Source organism: Trichococcus palustris (assembly GCF_900114465.1).
Taxonomy (GTDB): Bacteria; Bacillota; Bacilli; order Lactobacillales; family Aerococcaceae; genus Trichococcus; species Trichococcus palustris.
On sequence record NZ_FOTD01000015.1, the window covers coordinates 59,378 to 77,903 of the forward strand.

The window sequence follows — 18,526 nt, forward strand, 5'->3', positions numbered from 1 at the left end:
TTTCCCGCTCCCTTCGTCCTTATTTTAACATGTATACTTGCTTCTGGGAAAAACGTTCTGCACAAGAATCATCAAAAGTGAAAAAGATGATCTGCACCGTCCCGCTCAGTTCCTCCAGCAAATCGAACATGATGTTTTTCCGTTCGCTGTCGAAATTCACAAAGCCATCATCGATCAGGATGGGCATGTTGACGATATCCGCCGTATTCTTAACAAAAGCCAACCGCAGAGCGATGTACAATTGCTCCACCGTACCTTGCGATAATTCATTCGGCAGGAAGACAGTCCCGTCTTTGCGCTGCACCTTCATCCCATTTTTCTGGAAGAGAATGCGTGTATAGGCTTCTCCCGTCAACCGCTTGAAGTAATCGGAGGTGTCCTGCAGCATAGTCGGCATCCGGTCTTCTTTCCCCAGATTCAACGCAGCCTCAATCCAATCGCCTGCAATCAACAGGCTCGCCCATTCGACCGCCATTTCGCGGAGCTCGGTTTCCGCCAACGCGAATTCCTGCAGCAACGCGCTGTATGTCCCGCCTTCCTCCAGTTGCTCCAACTGGTGCTTCAGCTCGACCTCGCCTCTTTGCAGCTGCGTCAGCTTGCTCTTCAATTGCTGCAGTTCTGCTTTGTTTTGCTCGTAAAGATCTTTGCTTGCCTTTACGTCCGCATACTGCGCCAATAAAGCTTCCCTCTTAACGATCTGTTCATCCAGTAATTCTTTGCGTTTGAGGTTACTTGCCTGCTGTTCTTTCGCAACCAACAATTGATAAAAATCGGCTTCCGTCTTTGCATTGGCCTGGGTCAATAACAGTTGCCGCGCCCGGTTTGTTTCGGTCAAATCGGCCTGGACCGCTTGCAGTTCCGCTTGGCTTTCCTTGATTTGTTCGGATACATTTGCGGCCATATTTTCTTCCAGGATGACGGCTTGATGGATTTCGGTAAAGCGATCCGCCATTTCCCTTGCGGTCAGATGTCCCAAATGGAAATGTTCCCGGATAGCATCCGTTTGCTCATTCCATTGATCGATGGCCAGTTGCAAGGCAGCCATTTCCGTTTCCTGTTTTTCGACAGTCCTGCCCTTGTCAGCCAAAGCCTCAGCCGGATCGGCCTGCAACAAGCCGGCGACCGTCATGCGTGCAGGATAGCCTTTTTTCTGCAGGAAGGCTTGTTGCTCCGCATGGATCGTTTTGCCCAGCTCTTCCTGATCTTCGCGGCTGTTCAGGAATGCCAGAAATTTTTCCTGCAGCTCTTCCATTTCGCTGTGCAGGGTCCCCATTCGCTCACGCACGGCAGCTTGGCGGACATATTTCTCCATGGAAAAACCCGATTCATTCCTTTTTTCCGCAGCGACCGGATTGTCGGTTTTCGGTTTCTTCGTCAACAAAAGAAGCGCGCTGACGGCGGCGGTTCCCGCAACTACCCATGCAACCAGCTTGATGCCCGGTGCGGCAAAGGAAAGGATCAGTACGATGACGGCCAATGCCAATAAGCCCATACCCAGGCCATTGGAACGTTGCGCAACAACCGGAGCCGGCTGCGGTGGCTGTTGGATTTCTTTTTGCCAGCTTGCATAGATGGCATCGGCTACTTTTTCTTCCTTCAATTTGGCTTCTTCCCGCTGCAGTGCTTCCAATTTTTCTTCATGGAAACCGATCGTCTGGTCCAAGCGCAACAAGCTTTCCGCATTGTTCTTCGCTTTTTCCGACAACTGCTGAAGGAGTTTGCGCTCTTCCTCTTCGAGAGGCGACGGAACCGATGCTGCCAAATCCAACCCCATCGCCAGTTTTTGTTTTGCCAATTCCGCTTTCGCGAGGCTGACCTCATTCGCCAAATAGGCCAATTGGTTCAAATTGGTTTGCGTGGCGCTTACTTCATGGCTCAGGGCGGCAAAGGCCGCTTGGTGCTCGCGGTACCATTCCACATGGCTGTATTCCGCCAATTGTTTTCCCAATTGGAAGAGCCTTTCTTGGAGGGAGGATTGGGAAAGGATGAGCGCCGAAATTTTCTCCTGCAATCTCTCCCACTGGCGGCGGGCATCTTCCGGCACTTTGCTGTAGTCGACGGCAGTGATCTGCTTTTTCAGCCGCGACCATTCCTGATAGCTGTCGGCCAAGGTCAGGCTTTCCGTGATGTCGCTGTTTTGGCGGTCCAGCAGCTGTTGCCTTGCGGCGATGTCAGCCTGCTGTTTTTGGCTGTCGGTTAGCTGCAGAAGCAGTGTTTCGTATTCCGCATTTTTCACTTTTGCCTGCTGCAGTTTCCTTTGCAGTTTATCCGCATCGCGGATTTTCTTGTTCAGCGACGGAACGGTCCCGGTCGGTTTGAACAGCTTGGTCGCCTCCTGGCGGAAATCGTCGGCCAATTGCAGCAAGCGTTCGCTCCCGCTTGTGCCGATGCTCAGCAGATAGCGGTTCAAATCCTCTTTCTTCGTTTTGCTCAGAGCGAGCAGACTGTCGATTTTGAAGGTATAGAGGGTCTGATAGGTTTCCCTGTCCATCCCCAGCAAAAGCTGACTGATGTTCGCGGCAGTCTTTTGGCTGCCGTCGGGCAACGTGACAACGGCCTGACCTTTGTTGCGGTCCTTCACCCGTTCAACGATGACATCCCCATAGGGCGTGCCCGTCAAGAACAGTCTGCCGCCATAGACCTGTCCGTTCTTGGGGATATACAGATTTTGGTCTTTCTTATGGGCTGTCGGGAAGCCGAAGAAAATGCTGTTTATAAAGGATGACAGCGTACTCTTCCCCGCCTCATTTTTCCCATAGAATACTTGCAGGTCCTGGAGCTGATCGAATGTCTGATTCAGCCATTTCCCGTAGCCGTATATTTCAATCTTCTGAATCTTCAACGGAATCCTCCTCGAATGCGATGGCTTGCACCAATCTTGTTTTGGCGGCTTCCAGCACTTCCGCTTTGAATGTTTCATCTTTTCGAAGTTCAGCGAACTTGGTGCGGATAACGGCATGTTGGAAAAATTGATCCAACCTTTGATAAAATACGTCATCCGCTGCCGTTTCCGTCCAACTCTTTGAAAAACTGTCCTTCATGACTTGGTCGAACGGAAACAGCTCCTTTTCCGTGTCTACGGCAATCTTCAGGCTGTACAGGTAGCAGAACGGTTTCCCGAATTGTTGCGGAACACCGTCCAGCAAATCGCCGTCTTCCATCTTCGCGATGACATCCGGGTGCAGGTCCTGCGTGTCACGAAAAACAACCGAGAGCAGGATGCTGGCTCTCCTCGTCTGGTAATGCGCCAAAATGTCATCGATGCGTTCAAAGACATCATTCAGGCTGACGCACCCCGCCAACGACACCTCCGCCTTTTCCCAAACGATGGGGGCGGTCGGCATGAACTGCAAGAGGGGCTCCATCTTCCTTTGGAGCGTTACCAGATAGGCGCCCTTCTCTTCGGTTTCGTTCGGATTGCGCCCTTGCGTGTTGCCGCAATAAACCACCGGCGGGGCCAGCTGCAGCGTCTGGCGTTTATGGATGTGGCCCAAAGCCCAGTAGTCATAGTTTTTCATATTCAGTTCGCCCAGAGAAAACGGCGCATAAACACCCTCGGAAGAATGCAACCCTTCCAAGTAGCCATGCAGCATGCCGATGTGATAATCGGCCGTCATATCCCTTTGCGGATATTCCAGTATCATCCGTTCCTCCACCCAACGGGACGGATAGCTGAACCCGGTGATGGCGACTTTTTCGCCCTGTTTCGTGGTCAGGTAAGCCGTCGCGACTTCCTTCTCAAAAATGGTGACGTTATCCGGCAATTGCAGCTTCAATGCTTCCCTCCCCAAAAAGTCGTGGTTCCCATGGGAAAGGAACACGGGGATGCCGGCTTGGTCCAAGCGCCCGAGTTCTTCGCGGAGAAAGGCCTGTGCCTTTACGCTTTGGTTTTCTTCATCATAAATATCCCCGCTTATCAGGAAAAAGTCCACCGCGGCAGCGATCGCCCGGCTGATCAGTTCATGAAAAGAGGCAAAGGTGGATTGGTAAATCTCTTCAAAAAGTTGCGGATCCAGCTGTTTTATGCCTTTGAAAGGACTATCCAGATGGATATCCGCTGTATGGATAAATGTAATCACGAGCTGACCCCTTTTCTTTAGAAATAAAAAATAAGCCGCAACCTATTCCGCAACTCCCCGAAGCAAAGACACCGGACCGCGTGTGATGAGCATGCAACTTGTCCTGTCCGTGCTGTCCGGCCATCGTATCGGAAATGGTTACAGCTTACAGTTTATTCACTTATTATTTGTCTAATGAACTGTATAATTCTTGCAACGGTTTTGTGATGATGCCGTTGATTTCTTCCATCATCTTGCTCAGTTGTTGTTCTTTTTCCATCATCTTTTGGATGATTGTGTTCGTGGAAGCTTTTTCTGCGATCGCTTGGGCATTGGTGATATCTTCTTCAGTGATTTCTCCGCCTGTCATCTGTTTTTGTTGCAGATTCACTTGGATATCGCGGAATTCTTTGAATAGAGAAGAAGCTTCCCCATCAGCTGTCATTTCATTATAGGCAACCGCCAAGGATTTGAACACATCCACCTCGCGAAGACTTTTTTCAAGTTCATATGCTGTATCATAAATATTGCTCATTTTACCATTCCTTCCTTAATTGAATACTATGATTACTATACCATTTCCCGCCCGATAAATCCATAAAAAAACGCGAAAATACGTTCGCTTTCCATCCGGATCGACACCGCGGGCGCGAAGTAAAAGGCAGATCAACGGGTACAGCTTTCCGTTGCCATCAAATACTTGCGTTGAACCCATAATCCTGTTTTAATGATTATATAGACGAACTTGGAAGCGTTTCAACAATTTTGAGAGGGGTATTTTTATGCTGAAAAACTTTACCCGCCAAGAAAAAGGCTGGATTATGTATGACTGGGCCAATTCAGCCTACTCGGTCATCATAACCACCGTCGTGTTGCCCCTTTTCTATAAATCCATCACGACAGGAAGCGGAATCGCCCCGAATCTTGCCGATTCCTACTGGGGTTATGCCACGTCGGCGGCAACGCTGCTGATTGCGACCTTCGCACCCATTCTTGGGACCATCGGCGATTACGAAAATCTGAAAATGAAGCTGTTCAAAGCGTTCTTCCTGGTTGGGACACTCTCGACCGCTTTGTTGAGCTTCACCAATAATTGGCAGCTGCTGCTTGCCTTCTATATGTTGACCATCGTCGGTTTTTCCGGCGCGAACATCTATTATGATGCCTTTCTCGTGGATGTGACTTCCGAGGAGCGGATGGACAAGGTATCGACCTACGGCTTTGCCATGGGCTACATCGGCGGGAGCACCATCCCCTATATCCTTTCCATCGCAATGATCTTGTTCGGCGACAAAATTGGGCTGACGAAACCCCTCGCCGTTAAGGCATCCTTTTTGCTCACCGCACTATGGTGGGCAACCTTCGCGATGCCTATGATCCGAAACGTCAAGCAAACATACTTCATCCAGCGCACCGAAAGGATTATCTATCACAGCTTCAGCCGGCTTTTTCGGACGTTCAAGGAGATAAGAAAAGATAAACAGATCTTCCTTTTCCTTATCGCCTATTTCTTTTACATCGATGGTGTGAATACGATCATGCATATGGCAGCCGTCTTCGGCGACAGCGTCGGACTCGTTTCCGACACGCTCATGCTGGCGCTCCTGGTGATACCGATCGTCTCCTTCCCTTGCACAATCATGTATGGGATGCTTGCCAAAAAATTCGGAAGCAAGAAAATGATTTTGCTTGGCATAGTTGTCTACTTGGCAGCCTGCGTTTTGGCCTTCAATCTGACATCTGCAGTCGAGTTTTGGATCCTGGCGATGCTCGTCGCGACCTCGATGGGCGGCATCCAAGCGCTCTCCCGATCCTACTTCGGAAAACTGGTTCCAAAGGAAAACGCCAACGAATATTTCGGCTTCTATAATATTTTCGGCAAATTTGCGGCGATCATGGGACCCACCCTATATGGTTTTTCCAGCCAGATAACCGGACAGGCTCGCTTCGGAATCCTCAGCATTTCGGCACTTTTTCTGATCGGAGGGTTGGTTCTGCTGAGAATGAAAGAAGTTGAAGCCAGGTCCTGATAGACGCAGAAGACAAGGATAGGCCCAGGCAAAAGCCCCGGCCTATCCTTGTCTTCGTTTCTTTCTATTGTCCGATTTTTTCGTTTGCCCAATCGAATATTTTCTTGGAGCCTTCCCCGACTTTTTGGCCAAAGGAATCCAGGCCTTGGAAGAACTCGTTCAATCCTTTGATCAAGCCGTTTCCAGAAGTGGTATCCGTGCTGGCTTTCTTCGCTGCGACGACCGTGAAGTCGGTTTGCGGGCTGATCGACAGCATGCCTCCCATTTCACCGCTGAACAGGTTGGCCATTGTTCTGCCCGCATTGCTCAAGTTATGGGTATCATCCGTTTTATCGTAGCCTAACCAGCTCGCGACAACGATATCCGGTGTATAGCCGACCATCCATTGCGATTTTACCAAACCCGTTTCCCGATCCAATTCGGTCGTGCCGGTCTTGCCGGCGATCACCGTGCCGTTGGATGGCTGAGCGGAGGCGCCCGTCCCGCCATCAGCGTAGACCCCCAACAGCATGCTCGTCATATCATCCGCAACCTCAGGTGTCGTCACCTTCTTCGTTTCGGGTTGGGTATTGTCCACGATGACCGCTCCGGTCGCATCGACGATTTTTGTGATGAAACGCGCCTTGGTGCGGACACCTTCATTGGCGAAGGTCGTATAGGCACTGGCCAATTGCAATGGCGATATTCCGGTACTCATCCCGCCCAGCGCGATGGCCCCCAACTGATTATCCTCTTGCCCTACGGTGATGCCGAAGTCGTTCAACTTGGCTATCCCTTTTTCGATGCCCAGTTTATCCAACAACCAGACTGCGGACGTATTCTTGCTTTCGGCAATTGCTTGGTACATCGGCACAGTGCCATGCAGACTCTCTTTGTCATAATTTTGGACGGAGTAGGCATCGTCGCCATAGGTCAAGGAATCATCATCCATCAGCAACTCATCCACTTTATAGCCGGATTCAAGTGCGGGCGTATAGACGGAAAGCGGCTTGATGGTGGAGCCTGGAGCCATCTTCATCTGCGTTGCCCGATTGTAGTAACGGAAACCTTCATATTCTGTTCCGCCCCTGACCGCGAGGACATCCCCCGTGGAAGGGCTCAACGCAATCGATGCGCTCTGTAACGGCGTACCATCGGCTGCTGCAGGCAATGAAGCATTGGCGTAGGCGTCATCCATCTGCATCTGATAGTCCTGATCCAAACCGGTATAGATTTTATAGCCTCTGTTCAGCAGGTCTTCCTCTTTCAGGCCGTAAGTATTGATGGCTTCATCGATGACGGCATCGAAATAATACGGGTAGTTGTAGCCACTTTCGGCTGCATACGTATCTTTCAGAACGTTTTTTTCGGCTTTAGCAGCATCAGCTGTCGCCTGGTCGATGACCTTATTATCCGCCATCAGTTGCAGCACCGTATCTCTTCTGGCTTTGCTCACATCCTTCCCGTCGATGTCTTTACCATCGATGGGATTGTAGTAACTCGGCGATTTCAGGATACCCGCCAGAACGGCTGCTTCGGATAAATCCACTTCACTTGCCGATTTTCCGAAATATTTCTGCGAGGCATCCTCGACGCCCCATACCCCGGAACCGAAATAGGCATTGTTCAGATACATCTCCAGAATTTCATCCTTCGTGTATTTATTTTCGATTTCGAACGCCAGGAACAATTCTTTCGCTTTCCGGATCAGCGTCTGATCCAATGACAGATAGGCATTTTTGGCCAACTGTTGGGTAATCGTGGAACCGCCGCCGACGATGTTCCCGCCATGGATGACGAAACCGACCGCTGCACGGGCGATTCCGATCGGGTCCACCCCTTTATGCGAATAGAAGCGTTTGTCCTCCGTCGAGACGACTGCCTGCTGGATGTTGGCTGAAATTTGGTCGATCGACACAAATGTCCCTTTTTGCGAATACAATTCCCCTGCTTCATTGCCGTAGCGGTCATAAACGATGGACGTCTGTTCCAACCCCGCCTTCAGATTCTCTACATCGGCAGTCTTTGCCAAGAAAACGAGATAACTGCTGGAGGCGAATGTAAAAATCAACAGGATCAAAACGACGATCTTATTCACGCGGTATTTCCGCCAGATATTTTTCCGCTTCTCATTGAATCGCACCCACAAGGCTTTTAATTTTTCTTTAAATGGTATTTTTTGCATATCATCATCCTTCTCAAAAAGTTCAAATCGTAACTGTCCAAATTTAGCTCTCTCACATCATTATACGAATATTTATGAATTTTTCATGAAAGAAATAGGAAAACGATATTTTGCGATAACTTGTACCATAGTAACAGGAATTTGGAAAATAGGAAACCTGCCAGAGTCGCATAGAATGCAGAACATTGCAATTTCTCTATTTTGATTTATAATTTTAGCATAAGTATCGTTTTTAGTTTAGCAAATTTTGCTTAAATAATTATTAAGGAAGGTGCCCCATTGGGACAGAATGCATCAGATGCCTATCATCGGTAGACCAAAAGAATAGCTCAGAATTGTTTATTTTCAAGGATTCTTTTGGTCGCATCCATTGTTTCAGCGTGAAGCCAAAGATCTCTTGAAGAAATTTCCTATTTTAGGATCATTATTTCACAGGAGGTGAAGCCTGTCCTTTCAGAGGAAAACAGGCAAAGATTATGTCCATTACCACAGGTTTACTTTTATTTTTCGTCATCCTCTTCGTATCATCTTTTTTTGTCATGTCGGAATATGTATTGGTGAGGATTCGCCCATCCCGCCTTGATTTTCTGATTGAAGACGGAAACAAAACAGCAAAATTGCTGAAGAATATGACCGTCAAGCTGGACAGTTACCTTTCCGCAACCCAACTCGGGGTAACCATCACGTCATTGGCGCTAGGTTGGTTGGGTGACCCGACGTTCAAACATCTATTCGACACGTTATTCGGAAACTTGCCTATCCCAAAGGCGGCAGAGACCATCATGTCCTTCGTCGTTTCCTTCACCGTACTGACAATCATTCAAGTCATCATCGGGGAATTGGTTCCAAAGAATATCGCCTTGAGCCGCACCGAAAAATTAGGCATGCGCATCGCAAAGCCGCTGAACATCTGGTACCGCGTCATGTTTCCACTCATTTTTATTTTGAATAAAACCGCAAACGCCATTTCGAAAGCGATCGGGATGAAGACCATCGGCGAATCGGACGACAACGTATCGGAAGAGGAACTCCGCCTGATCATGAGCCAAAGTCTCAAGAGCGGCGAAATCAACCGCGAAGAATACCAATTCGTGGAAAATGTCTTCAACTTCGATGAACGGATGGCGCGCGAAATCATGGTGCCCCGCACGGAAATGGCCGTCATCGACTTCGATATGACCCTGAACGACATCGCCAATGTGGTGCAGCAAGAAAAATATACGCGCTATCCGGTCATGAAGGAAGACAAGGATTCCATCATCGGCATCATCAACACGAAAGAAATTTTTGCGGCCTTTGTGCAGGCTGTCCAAACCAAAACGGAAAATGGGTTCGCCGTCTCCGAATTCATCCGCCCGGTCATCACCGTCATCGAGACGATTCCGATCAAGGAACTACTCGTCAAGATGCAAAAGGAACATAACCAAGTCGCCATCCTCGTCGATGAATACGGCGGCACCAGCGGCCTGGTTTCCATGGAGGACATCGTGGAAGAGATCGTCGGCGACATCAGCGACGACTACGAAACAACCGTCCAACCCGAATTCATCAGCCTGGGCGAAAATCATTACCGCATCAGTGCACGCATGCTGATCGATGACGTGAACGACCTGTTCGGAGTCGATATCGACAACGAAAACGTCGACACGATGGGCGGCTGGATGCTGAATAAAAAATACGACATCACTGTCGGGGAAGAAATCAAGTTCCACAATTATATCTTCAAAGTCATCCAAAAAGAAAAAAATTCCATCGATGTCATCGATATCTTCACCGCCAAGCCAACCAATGTTGCAGAGGACAGCGAAGACGACGAATAAAATAAGAAATGCTGAACGGGTTTGTTCAGCCCTGAGTGAGGAAACACTGTGACCTGAACGGTCAAGTGTATCATGCCTCTAAGCGATTGAAATCGCAAGAGTCATGACAATTTAGGAAATCTGGCCCTGCAACTTTCCCTACGGTCACCTTATACTGGGGCTCTAAGGGATGAATCCCTAAGAGTCCCATGCAAATGAGCATCGCAGAGCGCAATTGCTGAGAGACTTCCTGCGTCAGCGGGTTAGTCGAACAGTATGTCTTGGCTCGCAGAGACAAGAGGTTCCTTCATCACTTTTCCGAAGGGCTAACCTGTGAAACACCTACAGTGATGCACCTCTGCACTCAAAAAAATTATAGTTTCCTACAATCCCAAAAAGAAAGACTTTCCGCCGGCAATGCCGTTCGGAAAGTCTTTCTTTTTGGTGACTACATATTTGTTGTATCCAATTCAGTCCGTGCCTTGAAGAACGGCAACACCGCATCCGCGATAATCGGCAGTTTGCCTGTCTCATCGCTTTCGATCGTCCATACCAACAAGGGTTCATGCAGGCTCAATCGCAGGATGAACCAGCCTTCCCCGTATTTGCCGCCCAGGTTGACGCGGACGCCCTCCAAATGATCCGGAACCAATCCGAAGCCTTCTGTCGCTTTGACAAAATCGGCGAACTCCTTGATGATCTGGTTTCCCGTCTCGAAGATGGGTTCCTGCACAATCGTGAAGCGGTATTCCGTCGTCTCCGCAGGCTGACCCAAATCGGCGATCAAATCGCCCAGATGTTTGCCTTCCGAAGATAGTTTGGCATCGGCGATCAACAATTTTGCTATCAGGTAGGCACCGTCATCCAGGAAATAATTTTCCTTCAATGCGGCATGTCCGCTTGTTTCGATCGCCAAGACGGCATTGATGCCCTGATTATTCAAATCGATCCCGCGGTTGATCACATTGCGGTAACCCGTCAAATAACGGTCCTGCACGCCGCCCAATCCAGTGATGAACGTTTCCAGATGGGATGATGTCGCAGAATTTGTGACGATGGTGGCGCCTGGATTATCCGCCAATAAAACGGCCGCAATCAAAGCAATCAGATTGTTGCGGTTGAAGGCTTTGCCGTCTTTGTCGACGATCGCAGAACGGTCCACATCCGTGTCAAAGATGATGCCCAAATCCGCTTTCTGTGCGATGACCGCATCCTGGATGCTCTGCATCGCCGCCTTGTTATCCGGGTTCGGGACGTGGTTCGGGAAAGTGCCATCAGGGTCCAAAAACTGGCTGCCCTCCGTATTTGCGCCCAACGGCTGCAGAACTTTCTCTACGAAAAATCCGCCTGCGCCATTTCCGGCATCCACGATGATGTGGCGCCCGGTCAAAGGTTTTTCGGCATTCGCAGTGGAAGCGATCCCTTTGCGGATCTTATCCTGCAGATCGGTTGCATAGACGGTAAGCAAGTCTTTCTCCGTCACGACTGCCTGCACTTCTGAATCCGTGAAGCTTTCCGGCATTTCGCCTGCAAAAGTCAGCAGCGCTTCGATGTCCTCATGCTCTGCTCCGCCTGTTTTGGTGAAGAACTTCAAGCCGTTGTATTCAAACGGCAAGTGGCTTGCGGTGATCATGACGGCAGCATCCGTCAAGTAGTCTTCATATTGGGTCGACATGAACATGGCCGGTGTCGTCGCCAAGCCGACATCGATGATTTCGACCGGATAAGGCGCCAACCCCTTGATCAATGCTGCTTTGATTTCCGCAGCAGAAAGGCGGCTGTCATGCCCGATGGCGACCTTCACTTTCTTTCCTGCTTCGATTTCGATTCCCTTTGTCTGCGACAGCCATTGCCCAAAACCATAGCCGATGTGGGTCACCTTGTCTGCAGTCAAGTTGGCTTCGTGTTTCTCGGTTGTAATCGCGATGCCGCGTATATCTGATCCATTCTGTAAGGCAAGTAATGCTTTTTTATCCGTCATTCCATCCCATCCCCTTCACTTGTCTGTATCTCCTTCCATTATACCGATTTTTGCGGCAAATAACAGATTGAAAAGGAAGATTCAGTATGAAAAGCCAGCAGCAATCCTCGTTCACAACGCCAAAAAGGGCCCAGGCGTTTGCCCGGACCCCCACGAATGATGGATCAGCCTTTTAGTTTGTCGTTCTCGTAATTGTGGCTCAGCTCCAGATTCGGGAAGCCTTGCTGTCTCAATGCTTCATAGACGATCATGCAAGCCGTGTTGGACAGGTTCAAGGAACGCACATGTTCGTCGTTCATCGGAATGCGCAAGCAATCTTGCGCGCGTTCCTGCATAAATGCTTCCGGCAGCCCAGTCGTCTCTTTGCCGAAGATAAAGAAGATGTCTTCATCCTTCGTGAAGTCGGCTTCGCTGTAGATGCGGTCCGCAAATTTTGTGATCAAATACAGCGGCTTTTCGCCCAAATATTCCAAAAAGGCCTCCAAATTTTTGTGGTTGACGATGTTCACGTCATTCCAATAATCCAGTCCGGCACGTTTCAGATGCTTGTCGTCCGTTGAAAATCCGAGCGGTTCGATCAAATGCAAGGTCGTATTGGTAGCCGCACAAGTGCGGGCGATATTCCCCGTATTAGCAGGGATCTGTGGTTCAAAAAGTACAATATTATTGGTCATTTATTCTAACTCCTCTATGCGTATGCTAATTCTATAATGCCTTTATCTTTTGATGGGCTTTTTCCAATTCCAAACGCGTTTCCTCATCCGTTTCCGCAGCGATGCGCTCTTCGTAGAAGGCCAGCAGTTCCGGATTGGCTTCGCGCACGATTTCGCCGATCGCCCAACCGGCCGTGCCGCGCATCACCGGTCTTGGGTCCTGCTCGATCAGCTGCAGCAATGCCGGTATGGCCGTCCGGTCGCGGTAGTTCGCCAAGGCAATGATGGCATTGCGCTGCAACGGTTTTTTTCCGCGCCACGAACCCGCCAGATGGCCGAACTGTTCCTTGAATTCACGGTTGGATATCGTCAGCATCGGCTGCAGCACCGGCGAAACGCTTTCCGGCTCGGGCTCCATCTCAGGATGCAGATGGAAATCCATCCCTTTGTTGTACGGGCAGACCTGCTGGCAAATATCGCAGCCGTAGATGACATGGCTCATTTTTTTGCGGAATTCTTCGGGCATGAACCCTTTCGTCTGCGTCTGATAGGACAGGCAGACATTCGGATTCAATTGTCCATTGCCAAGGATGGCGCCCGTGGGACAATAATCCACACATCGGGTGCATTCCCCGCAGCCGAACACACCCGGCTCATCAGGAGGGAAAGGGATATCCGTCATCACTTCCCCCAGATAGATGTACGAACCGTATTCTCGGGTAATCAACAGGCCATTGCGGCCGATGAATCCTAAGCCGGCACGTTGGGCCACAACCGTATCGATCAGCTCTCCCGTGTCCACCATCGGCTTGAAGCGGGCATCCGGAACCTTACTCTGGATGAAGGTAATCAACTGGTCCATTTTATCCCGTAGAATAACGTGGTAATCGGTCCCCCAGGAGGCGCGCGCAAAGTTGCCTCTGCGTTCCCCCTTCACCCGCTCCGCTTTTGCGGTCATCTTGCTGGGATAGGCCAAAGCGAGCGAAAGGATCGCCTGCGGCCTATCAAAGATCAGTTCCGGATAGATCCGTTCTTCCATCACCTGATGTTCGAACCCGACCGTATGGCCTTTCCTGTGTTGTTCCTTCAAATCTTCGAGCATATAATCAAACGGTTCAGCAGTCGTAAAGCCCAGTTTGTCGATCCCCAGTCTCTTACTCTCTTGCAGTATCTCTGCTTTCAGCGCTGTATAATCCATCTTTTCTAACCCCTGACAAATCGTAATCTATAGCCATCAGTATACTCATTTCCGCTTACTTCTAAAAACCGAAAATGCGCAAAAAAAACGTATCGTTTCGGTGTCTGGCACGGCGAATTCGATACGTTGGCATAGACCATTTTGTTTGATTTTATTTACGATAATAATGGCTACAAAATGATAAGTTCATTATAGCACATTACATTGCCGTGTCAATTAATTATGTAAATAATCGACACAAATGACATGAAAAATTTACACAAAGCGTAAGCGATTTTTACAAATCGCCTTTTTGCAACGGAGAATGGGCTTTTCCGTTCGCTAAACGGGTTATTTCTTTTCGGAAATAAGGAGCGTGACGGCTACCGTAACCGAAGGCAAAGGGTTTGCCATGGCCTTTTCCTTCACTTCGGGATCGGCGTTCCAGGACAACGGCGTCATCTCCATCAACCAGCGGTAACTTTCCTTTGTGAGCTTTACTGTATAAGCCACTTCTTCTTTGACCGCATCGGGATAGCTCTGGAGGAAACGATCCACTACCTGCTGGTTATCGTACTCCTTCTTCGTCGCATCGGTCGCATACAATTGTTCCCGCAATTCGATCAGGTAACGGGGGCTCGGCACAACCTTGATGACCCTTCCGCCCGGTTTCAGGACCCGTTCGAATTCCTGGTAATGGGACGGCGAGAAGATGTTCAGGATGACATCAAAGGCTTCTTTCCCGAAAGGCGAATGCGCCAAATCCGCCACGCACCAAAATGCGTCCTCGAAGAAATGCCCCGCCGCCAATTGGATGGCATCCTTCGAAATATCGAAGCCGACCTTCGTGCCGTTCAGCCCCTTTTGGCTCAGATAATGCAGATGCGAACCCTCCCCGCAGCCGACGTCCAATACCGTCGCATGTTCAGGCGATTCGATATGTGCGTACACCGCATCCAACAAGGGGTGGAAGAAACCGGTGTCGGCCAGATTTTTCCGGCTGCTGAGCATATCCTTATCGTATTCATTTTGGCCACCCTTCAGCAGCAGATGCAGCGTCCCTTTTTTCGACAGATCGAACTGATGGTTGGCTGCACAGCTGACGCTATGCCCCTCGACTTTTTCAAACGGTTTTTGACAGACCGGACATTGAAATAAGCCGAGATGTCCCTTCAAGTATAGGCTGCTCGCCTCTATTTTTTTCATGATTTTGTCCTTTCTCCTTCCACAACCAAAGCATATAAACATTAGACCGTTTGGCCGTGGCTATCCTACTCTTTATATATTCATTTCCAAAGGGAATATTCCTGTTCCATTCTATCACAGAACGCTTGATAATTGCCGTATTTTCCAAGCAGCCACTTCCGGTAAGCGTTGCCATTTCATTTGTTTTTTAGCATCTGTAGGAATATACTGATGGTGAACAGAACCGTTCGAAAACAAAGGAAGGAGTTTTTTAAAATGCCAAATGAATTACGTAAAGTCAATGAATTTTTCGACCTGTTTCCAGATGTGGGCCCCATGTTCCAGAACCGTTTCTTCCAAGACATCAAGATGGATATCCATGAAACGGAGGATAACTATCAAGTGACTGCCGATCTCCCAGGTTATGCAAAAGAAGACATTACCGTAGACTATGACAAGGATATCCTTTCCATCTCAGCCCACCGCAAGTCTGAAAAAACCGATAAAGACGAAGAAGGCCATATTATCCGGCAAGAACGCTCTTCCGGTTCCGTACACAGGGAAATCTACCTGAAGAACGTAAACGAAGCAGACATCACTGCTGCACTGACGGATGGCGTTTTGAAGCTTGTATTGCCTAAATTGGAAAAAACAGCCCCTCCGAAACGTAAGATTGATATAGTCTGATCCGGTAATATATAAAAGAAGGCATCCCCTCAGGACACAATGTCCTGAGGGCGATGCCTTCTTTTTGATTTATTCTCTTTTTACATGCTCAGACGTCCGTGCTCTTCGTATCTGGTTACCCTTGTGATGTCATTTTTTTCATCCACAAATACGACAAGCGGCTGATGCTCTTTTGCCTCCTGTGGTTCCATCGCACAATAGGCCATGATGATGATCTTATCGCCAACCTGAACGCAACGGGCAGCCGCCCCGTTCAAGCAGATCATGCCGGATCCGCGTTCGCCGGCAATCAAATAGGTTTGGAAGCGGGACCCATTATCGATATCCACAATATGGACTTGTTCATATTCGATCAGCCCTGCCGCATCCAACAAATCTTTATCGACGGTGATGCTCCCCACGTAGGAAAGTTCAGCCTGTGTAACCGTAACACGGTGGATTTTACTCTTTAACATTGTAATGTTCATTATTTTGCCTCCTCTAATTGCTCTGGATAAGTGAAATTATCGATCAAGCGCGTTTTGCCGATGTATACCGCCAGCGCTACTAATACTGGATGTTCAAACGTTTCCACTTTTTTCAGCGAACGTGCATCGACCGCTTCGATGTAATCTATCTTCGCCAAGGGCTCTGCCTGGATGATGGCCGTCATGGCTTCAATGATCGTATGAGCATTGCGTTCCCCCTGCTCAAGCAATTGTTGCCCTTTGCGGATCGAGCGGCTCAGGACCAGCGCAGCTTTCCGCTCCTCTTCGTTTAAATAGGTATTGCGGGAACTTTTCGCCAAACCATCCGCTTCACGGATAATGGGACAGCCCACGATTTCGATAGCCATATTCAGATCGCGCACCATCTGTTTGATGACTGCAAGCTGCTGTGCATCCTTTTGCCCAAAATAGGCCCGATCCGGCTGCACGATATTGAACAGTTTGGTGACGACGGTGCAGACACCGCGGAAATGGACCGGCCTGCTTTGGCCGCAGAGTCCTTCCGTCAAACCTTCCATATCAACATAAGTGCTGAAGTCAGGGAAGTACATCTCAGCCGGTTCAGGATTGAAGATCAAGGCAGCCCCGTTCACTTCACAAAGCGCAGCATCCCGTTCCAAATCACGCGGGTAACTGGCTAAATCTTCGGTGGGGCCAAATTGCATCGGATTGACAAAGATACTGACAACGACACGATCATTTTCACTGACCGCATGCGTAATCAAACTTTGATGCCCTTCATGCAGGTAACCCATTGTCGGAACAAAGCCGACCGTCAATCCTTCTTTTTGCCATGACTTCACGATGTTACGCACTTCATTTACCGTCTTTACAATTTCCATAGGTTGATTCTCCTCAATATAGTTTCTCGATCACGTCATCCGAGATTGCAAAAGTATGTTTCGGACCCGGAAATTCGCCAGTCTTCACTTCATCTATGTATCGAACAAAGGCAGCATTCATTTGTTCCCCAATTTCAGCGTATCGTTTCACAAATTTCGGCGTAAAATCCGAGTACATGCCCAACATATCTTGGTAAACCAACACTTGACCGTCGCAGCCGTTTCCTGCGCCGATGCCGATAGTCGGAATCGAAATGCTTTGGGAAATCAATTCAGCCAGTTTGGATGGGATGCACTCCAAAACCACCGCAAAAGCACCAGCTTCCTCGACTGCTTGCGCCTGCTCAATCAGTTTGCGGGCAGTGTCCTCATCCTTCCCTTGGACTTTGAATCCGCCGAAAGCATTGACGGATTGCGGCGTCAACCCGATATGGGCCATTACCGGAATCGAAGCAGCCACGATTGCTTTGATCTGCGGGCAAATTTCCACCCCGCCTTCCAATTTGACTGCATGGGCATGCCCTTCTTTGATGAGACGGCCAGCATTGCAGACGGCATCATAGACGGACGTTTGGTAGGACATGAACGGCATGTCGGTTACGACCAATGCCTCTTTTGTTCCCCTTGCTACCGCCTTCGTATGGTGAAGCATATCCTCCATCGTAACGGCCAGCGTATCTTCATATCCCAAAACCACCATCCCCAATGAATCGCCTACCAGAATGGCATTGATGCCCGCTTCATCCATCAATTTAGCTGTAGAATAATCATAGGCAGTCAACATGGTCAATTTTTCATTTTTACGCTTGGCATTCTTGAAAGTTAAAACAGTATTTTTTGTTCCCAATTTCACTATTCCCCTATCTTTCACTCATTGTTAGCATTAGCTAAAAATATAATTAGCTAATTTTAATTTTTCTGCAACCAATTGTCAATAGCTTTATTTACTGCTGTTTAATTGCTGCTTATAACGAAATATTATATCTGAAAACGAACATTCCTCATTTAAACATCCAGATAATTCGATTTTATTTTTTCAGTGCCCGGTAAAAAAATGGGAACACTGTACCTTATGATGCTCCATACCAAAAAAACGGCACAAAAAAACCAACGATAGGCAATCGTTGGTTCTACATGATACCGGCGGCCGGGGTCGAACCGGCACGCCCTCGCGGGCACTGGATTTTGAGTCCAGCGCGTCTGCCTATTCCGCCACACCGGCATGATAGTAAGATGCTGTCTCTTTGCTTCCGTACGGAAAGGCGGTAACCGGATTTGAACCGGTGATAGAGGTTTTGCAGACCTGTGCCTTACCACTTGGCTATACCGCCGAAAAGCTTATATTAAAATTGAAACTGGGCTAGCTGGATTCGAACCAACGAATGACAGAGTCAAAGTCTGTTGCCTTACCGCTTGGCGATAGCCCAATAAAGAGGGCGACTGATGGGAATTGAACCCACGA

14 protein-coding genes and 3 tRNA genes are annotated in these 18,526 nt (G+C 48.9%); 3 read left to right on the plus strand and 14 right to left on the minus strand.

What is annotated here, in order from left to right; translation table 11 throughout:
• Positions 1-19: 19 nt before the first annotated feature.
• The 3 genes from BM101_RS10315 to BM101_RS10325 form a co-directional block, all read right to left on the minus strand.
• Complete coding sequence (locus BM101_RS10315; protein WP_177194480.1) at positions 20-2,842, minus strand: ATP-binding protein; 2,823 nt, start codon at positions 2,840-2,842, stop codon at positions 20-22.
• The gene (locus BM101_RS10320; protein ID WP_087032976.1) at positions 2,823-4,079 is read right to left on the minus strand and encodes a metallophosphoesterase family protein; all 1,257 of its coding nucleotides are present in this window, start codon (positions 4,077-4,079) and stop codon (positions 2,823-2,825) included. The genes BM101_RS10315 and BM101_RS10320 overlap by 20 nt, the downstream gene beginning before the upstream one ends.
• 163 nt (positions 4,080-4,242) lie before the next feature.
• Positions 4,243-4,593, minus strand: a complete 351-nt coding sequence (locus BM101_RS10325) for a YlbF family regulator (protein WP_087032978.1) — start codon at positions 4,591-4,593, stop codon at positions 4,243-4,245.
• A 247-nt stretch (positions 4,594-4,840) separates the two neighbouring features.
• Between BM101_RS10325 and BM101_RS10330 the strand changes: the two genes are divergently transcribed.
• Positions 4,841-6,088 (plus strand): MFS transporter, encoded by a 1,248-nt coding sequence (locus BM101_RS10330; RefSeq protein WP_218149922.1) that lies wholly within the window; start codon positions 4,841-4,843, stop codon positions 6,086-6,088.
• A gap of 64 nt (positions 6,089-6,152) precedes the next feature.
• Here BM101_RS10330 and BM101_RS10335 read toward each other — a convergent pair whose 3' ends face one another.
• Positions 6,153-8,252, minus strand: a complete 2,100-nt coding sequence (locus BM101_RS10335; protein WP_087032980.1) for a PBP1A family penicillin-binding protein — start codon at positions 8,250-8,252, stop codon at positions 6,153-6,155.
• Positions 8,253-8,728: 476 nt separating this feature from the next.
• On the opposite strand from BM101_RS10335, the gene BM101_RS10340 reads away from it, so the two are divergent.
• Positions 8,729-10,072, plus strand: coding sequence for a hemolysin family protein (locus BM101_RS10340; protein ID WP_087032982.1), 1,344 nt, complete (start codon positions 8,729-8,731; stop codon positions 10,070-10,072).
• A 427-nt stretch (positions 10,073-10,499) separates the two neighbouring features.
• Here the strand turns inward: BM101_RS10340 and BM101_RS10345 are convergent, their stop codons facing one another.
• The 4 genes from BM101_RS10345 to BM101_RS10360 all read right to left on the minus strand — a co-directional run bounded on the left by BM101_RS10345 (position 10,500) and on the right by BM101_RS10360 (position 15,068).
• On the minus strand, positions 10,500-12,032 hold the full coding sequence (locus BM101_RS10345) for a phosphohexomutase domain-containing protein (protein ID WP_087032984.1): 1,533 nt from the start codon (positions 12,030-12,032) through the stop codon (positions 10,500-10,502).
• 164 nt (positions 12,033-12,196) lie between these two features.
• Entirely contained in the window at positions 12,197-12,706 is a 510-nt protein-coding gene (trmL, locus tag BM101_RS10350) for a tRNA (uridine(34)/cytosine(34)/5-carboxymethylaminomethyluridine(34)-2'-O)-methyltransferase TrmL (protein ID WP_087032986.1), read from the minus strand.
• A gap of 31 nt (positions 12,707-12,737) precedes the next feature.
• Positions 12,738-13,883, minus strand: coding sequence for a tRNA epoxyqueuosine(34) reductase QueG (queG, locus tag BM101_RS10355; protein ID WP_087032988.1), 1,146 nt, complete (start codon positions 13,881-13,883; stop codon positions 12,738-12,740).
• Positions 13,884-14,213: 330 nt separating this feature from the next.
• Complete coding sequence (locus tag BM101_RS10360) at positions 14,214-15,068, minus strand: methyltransferase domain-containing protein (protein WP_087032990.1); 855 nt, start codon at positions 15,066-15,068, stop codon at positions 14,214-14,216.
• 255 nt (positions 15,069-15,323) lie between these two features.
• Between BM101_RS10360 and BM101_RS10365 the strand changes: the two genes are divergently transcribed.
• Entirely contained in the window at positions 15,324-15,734 is a 411-nt protein-coding gene (locus BM101_RS10365) for an Hsp20/alpha crystallin family protein (RefSeq protein WP_245825703.1), read from the plus strand.
• An 80-nt stretch (positions 15,735-15,814) separates the two neighbouring features.
• On the opposite strand, the gene panD is transcribed toward BM101_RS10365, so the two are convergent.
• The 6 genes from panD to BM101_RS10395 form a co-directional block, all read right to left on the minus strand.
• Entirely contained in the window at positions 15,815-16,201 is a 387-nt protein-coding gene (panD, locus tag BM101_RS10370; RefSeq protein ID WP_087032992.1) for an aspartate 1-decarboxylase, read from the minus strand.
• Positions 16,201-17,064, minus strand: a complete 864-nt coding sequence (gene panC, locus BM101_RS10375; protein ID WP_087032994.1) for a pantoate--beta-alanine ligase — start codon at positions 17,062-17,064, stop codon at positions 16,201-16,203. The genes panD and panC overlap by 1 nt, the downstream gene beginning before the upstream one ends.
• A 13-nt stretch (positions 17,065-17,077) precedes the next feature.
• Positions 17,078-17,911, minus strand: a complete 834-nt coding sequence (panB, locus tag BM101_RS10380; protein WP_087032996.1) for a 3-methyl-2-oxobutanoate hydroxymethyltransferase — start codon at positions 17,909-17,911, stop codon at positions 17,078-17,080.
• Between the two features lie 291 nt (positions 17,912-18,202).
• Positions 18,203-18,286: transfer RNA gene (locus BM101_RS10385), tRNA-Leu, on the minus strand.
• 38 nt (positions 18,287-18,324) lie between these two features.
• Positions 18,325-18,395 (minus strand) — tRNA-Cys (locus BM101_RS10390).
• A 24-nt stretch (positions 18,396-18,419) separates the two neighbouring features.
• Positions 18,420-18,491 (minus strand) — tRNA-Gln (locus tag BM101_RS10395).
• Between the last annotated feature and the right edge of the window lie 35 nt (positions 18,492-18,526).

Bases quoted from the DNA above. Each gene is read 5' to 3' on its own strand.
- panC (WP_087032994.1), bottom strand. From the start codon at position 17,064: ATGGAAATTGTAAAGACGGTAAATGAAGTGCGTAACATCGTGAAGTCA.
- BM101_RS10335 (WP_087032980.1), bottom strand. From the start codon at position 8,252: ATGCAAAAAATACCATTTAAAGAAAAATTAAAAGCCTTGTGGGTGCGA.
- panD (WP_087032992.1), bottom strand. From the start codon at position 16,201: ATGAACATTACAATGTTAAAGAGTAAAATCCACCGTGTTACGGTTACA.
- BM101_RS10340 (WP_087032982.1), top strand. From the start codon at position 8,729: ATGTCCATTACCACAGGTTTACTTTTATTTTTCGTCATCCTCTTCGTA.
- BM101_RS10325 (WP_087032978.1), bottom strand. From the start codon at position 4,593: ATGAGCAATATTTATGATACAGCATATGAACTTGAAAAAAGTCTTCGC.
- BM101_RS10330 (WP_218149922.1), top strand. From the start codon at position 4,841: ATGCTGAAAAACTTTACCCGCCAAGAAAAAGGCTGGATTATGTATGAC.
- trmL (WP_087032986.1), bottom strand. From the start codon at position 12,706: ATGACCAATAATATTGTACTTTTTGAACCACAGATCCCTGCTAATACG.
- queG (WP_087032988.1), bottom strand. From the start codon at position 13,883: ATGGATTATACAGCGCTGAAAGCAGAGATACTGCAAGAGAGTAAGAGA.
- BM101_RS10360 (WP_087032990.1), bottom strand. From the start codon at position 15,068: ATGAAAAAAATAGAGGCGAGCAGCCTATACTTGAAGGGACATCTCGGC.
- BM101_RS10365 (WP_245825703.1), top strand. From the start codon at position 15,324: ATGCCAAATGAATTACGTAAAGTCAATGAATTTTTCGACCTGTTTCCA.
- BM101_RS10345 (WP_087032984.1), bottom strand. From the start codon at position 12,032: ATGACGGATAAAAAAGCATTACTTGCCTTACAGAATGGATCAGATATA.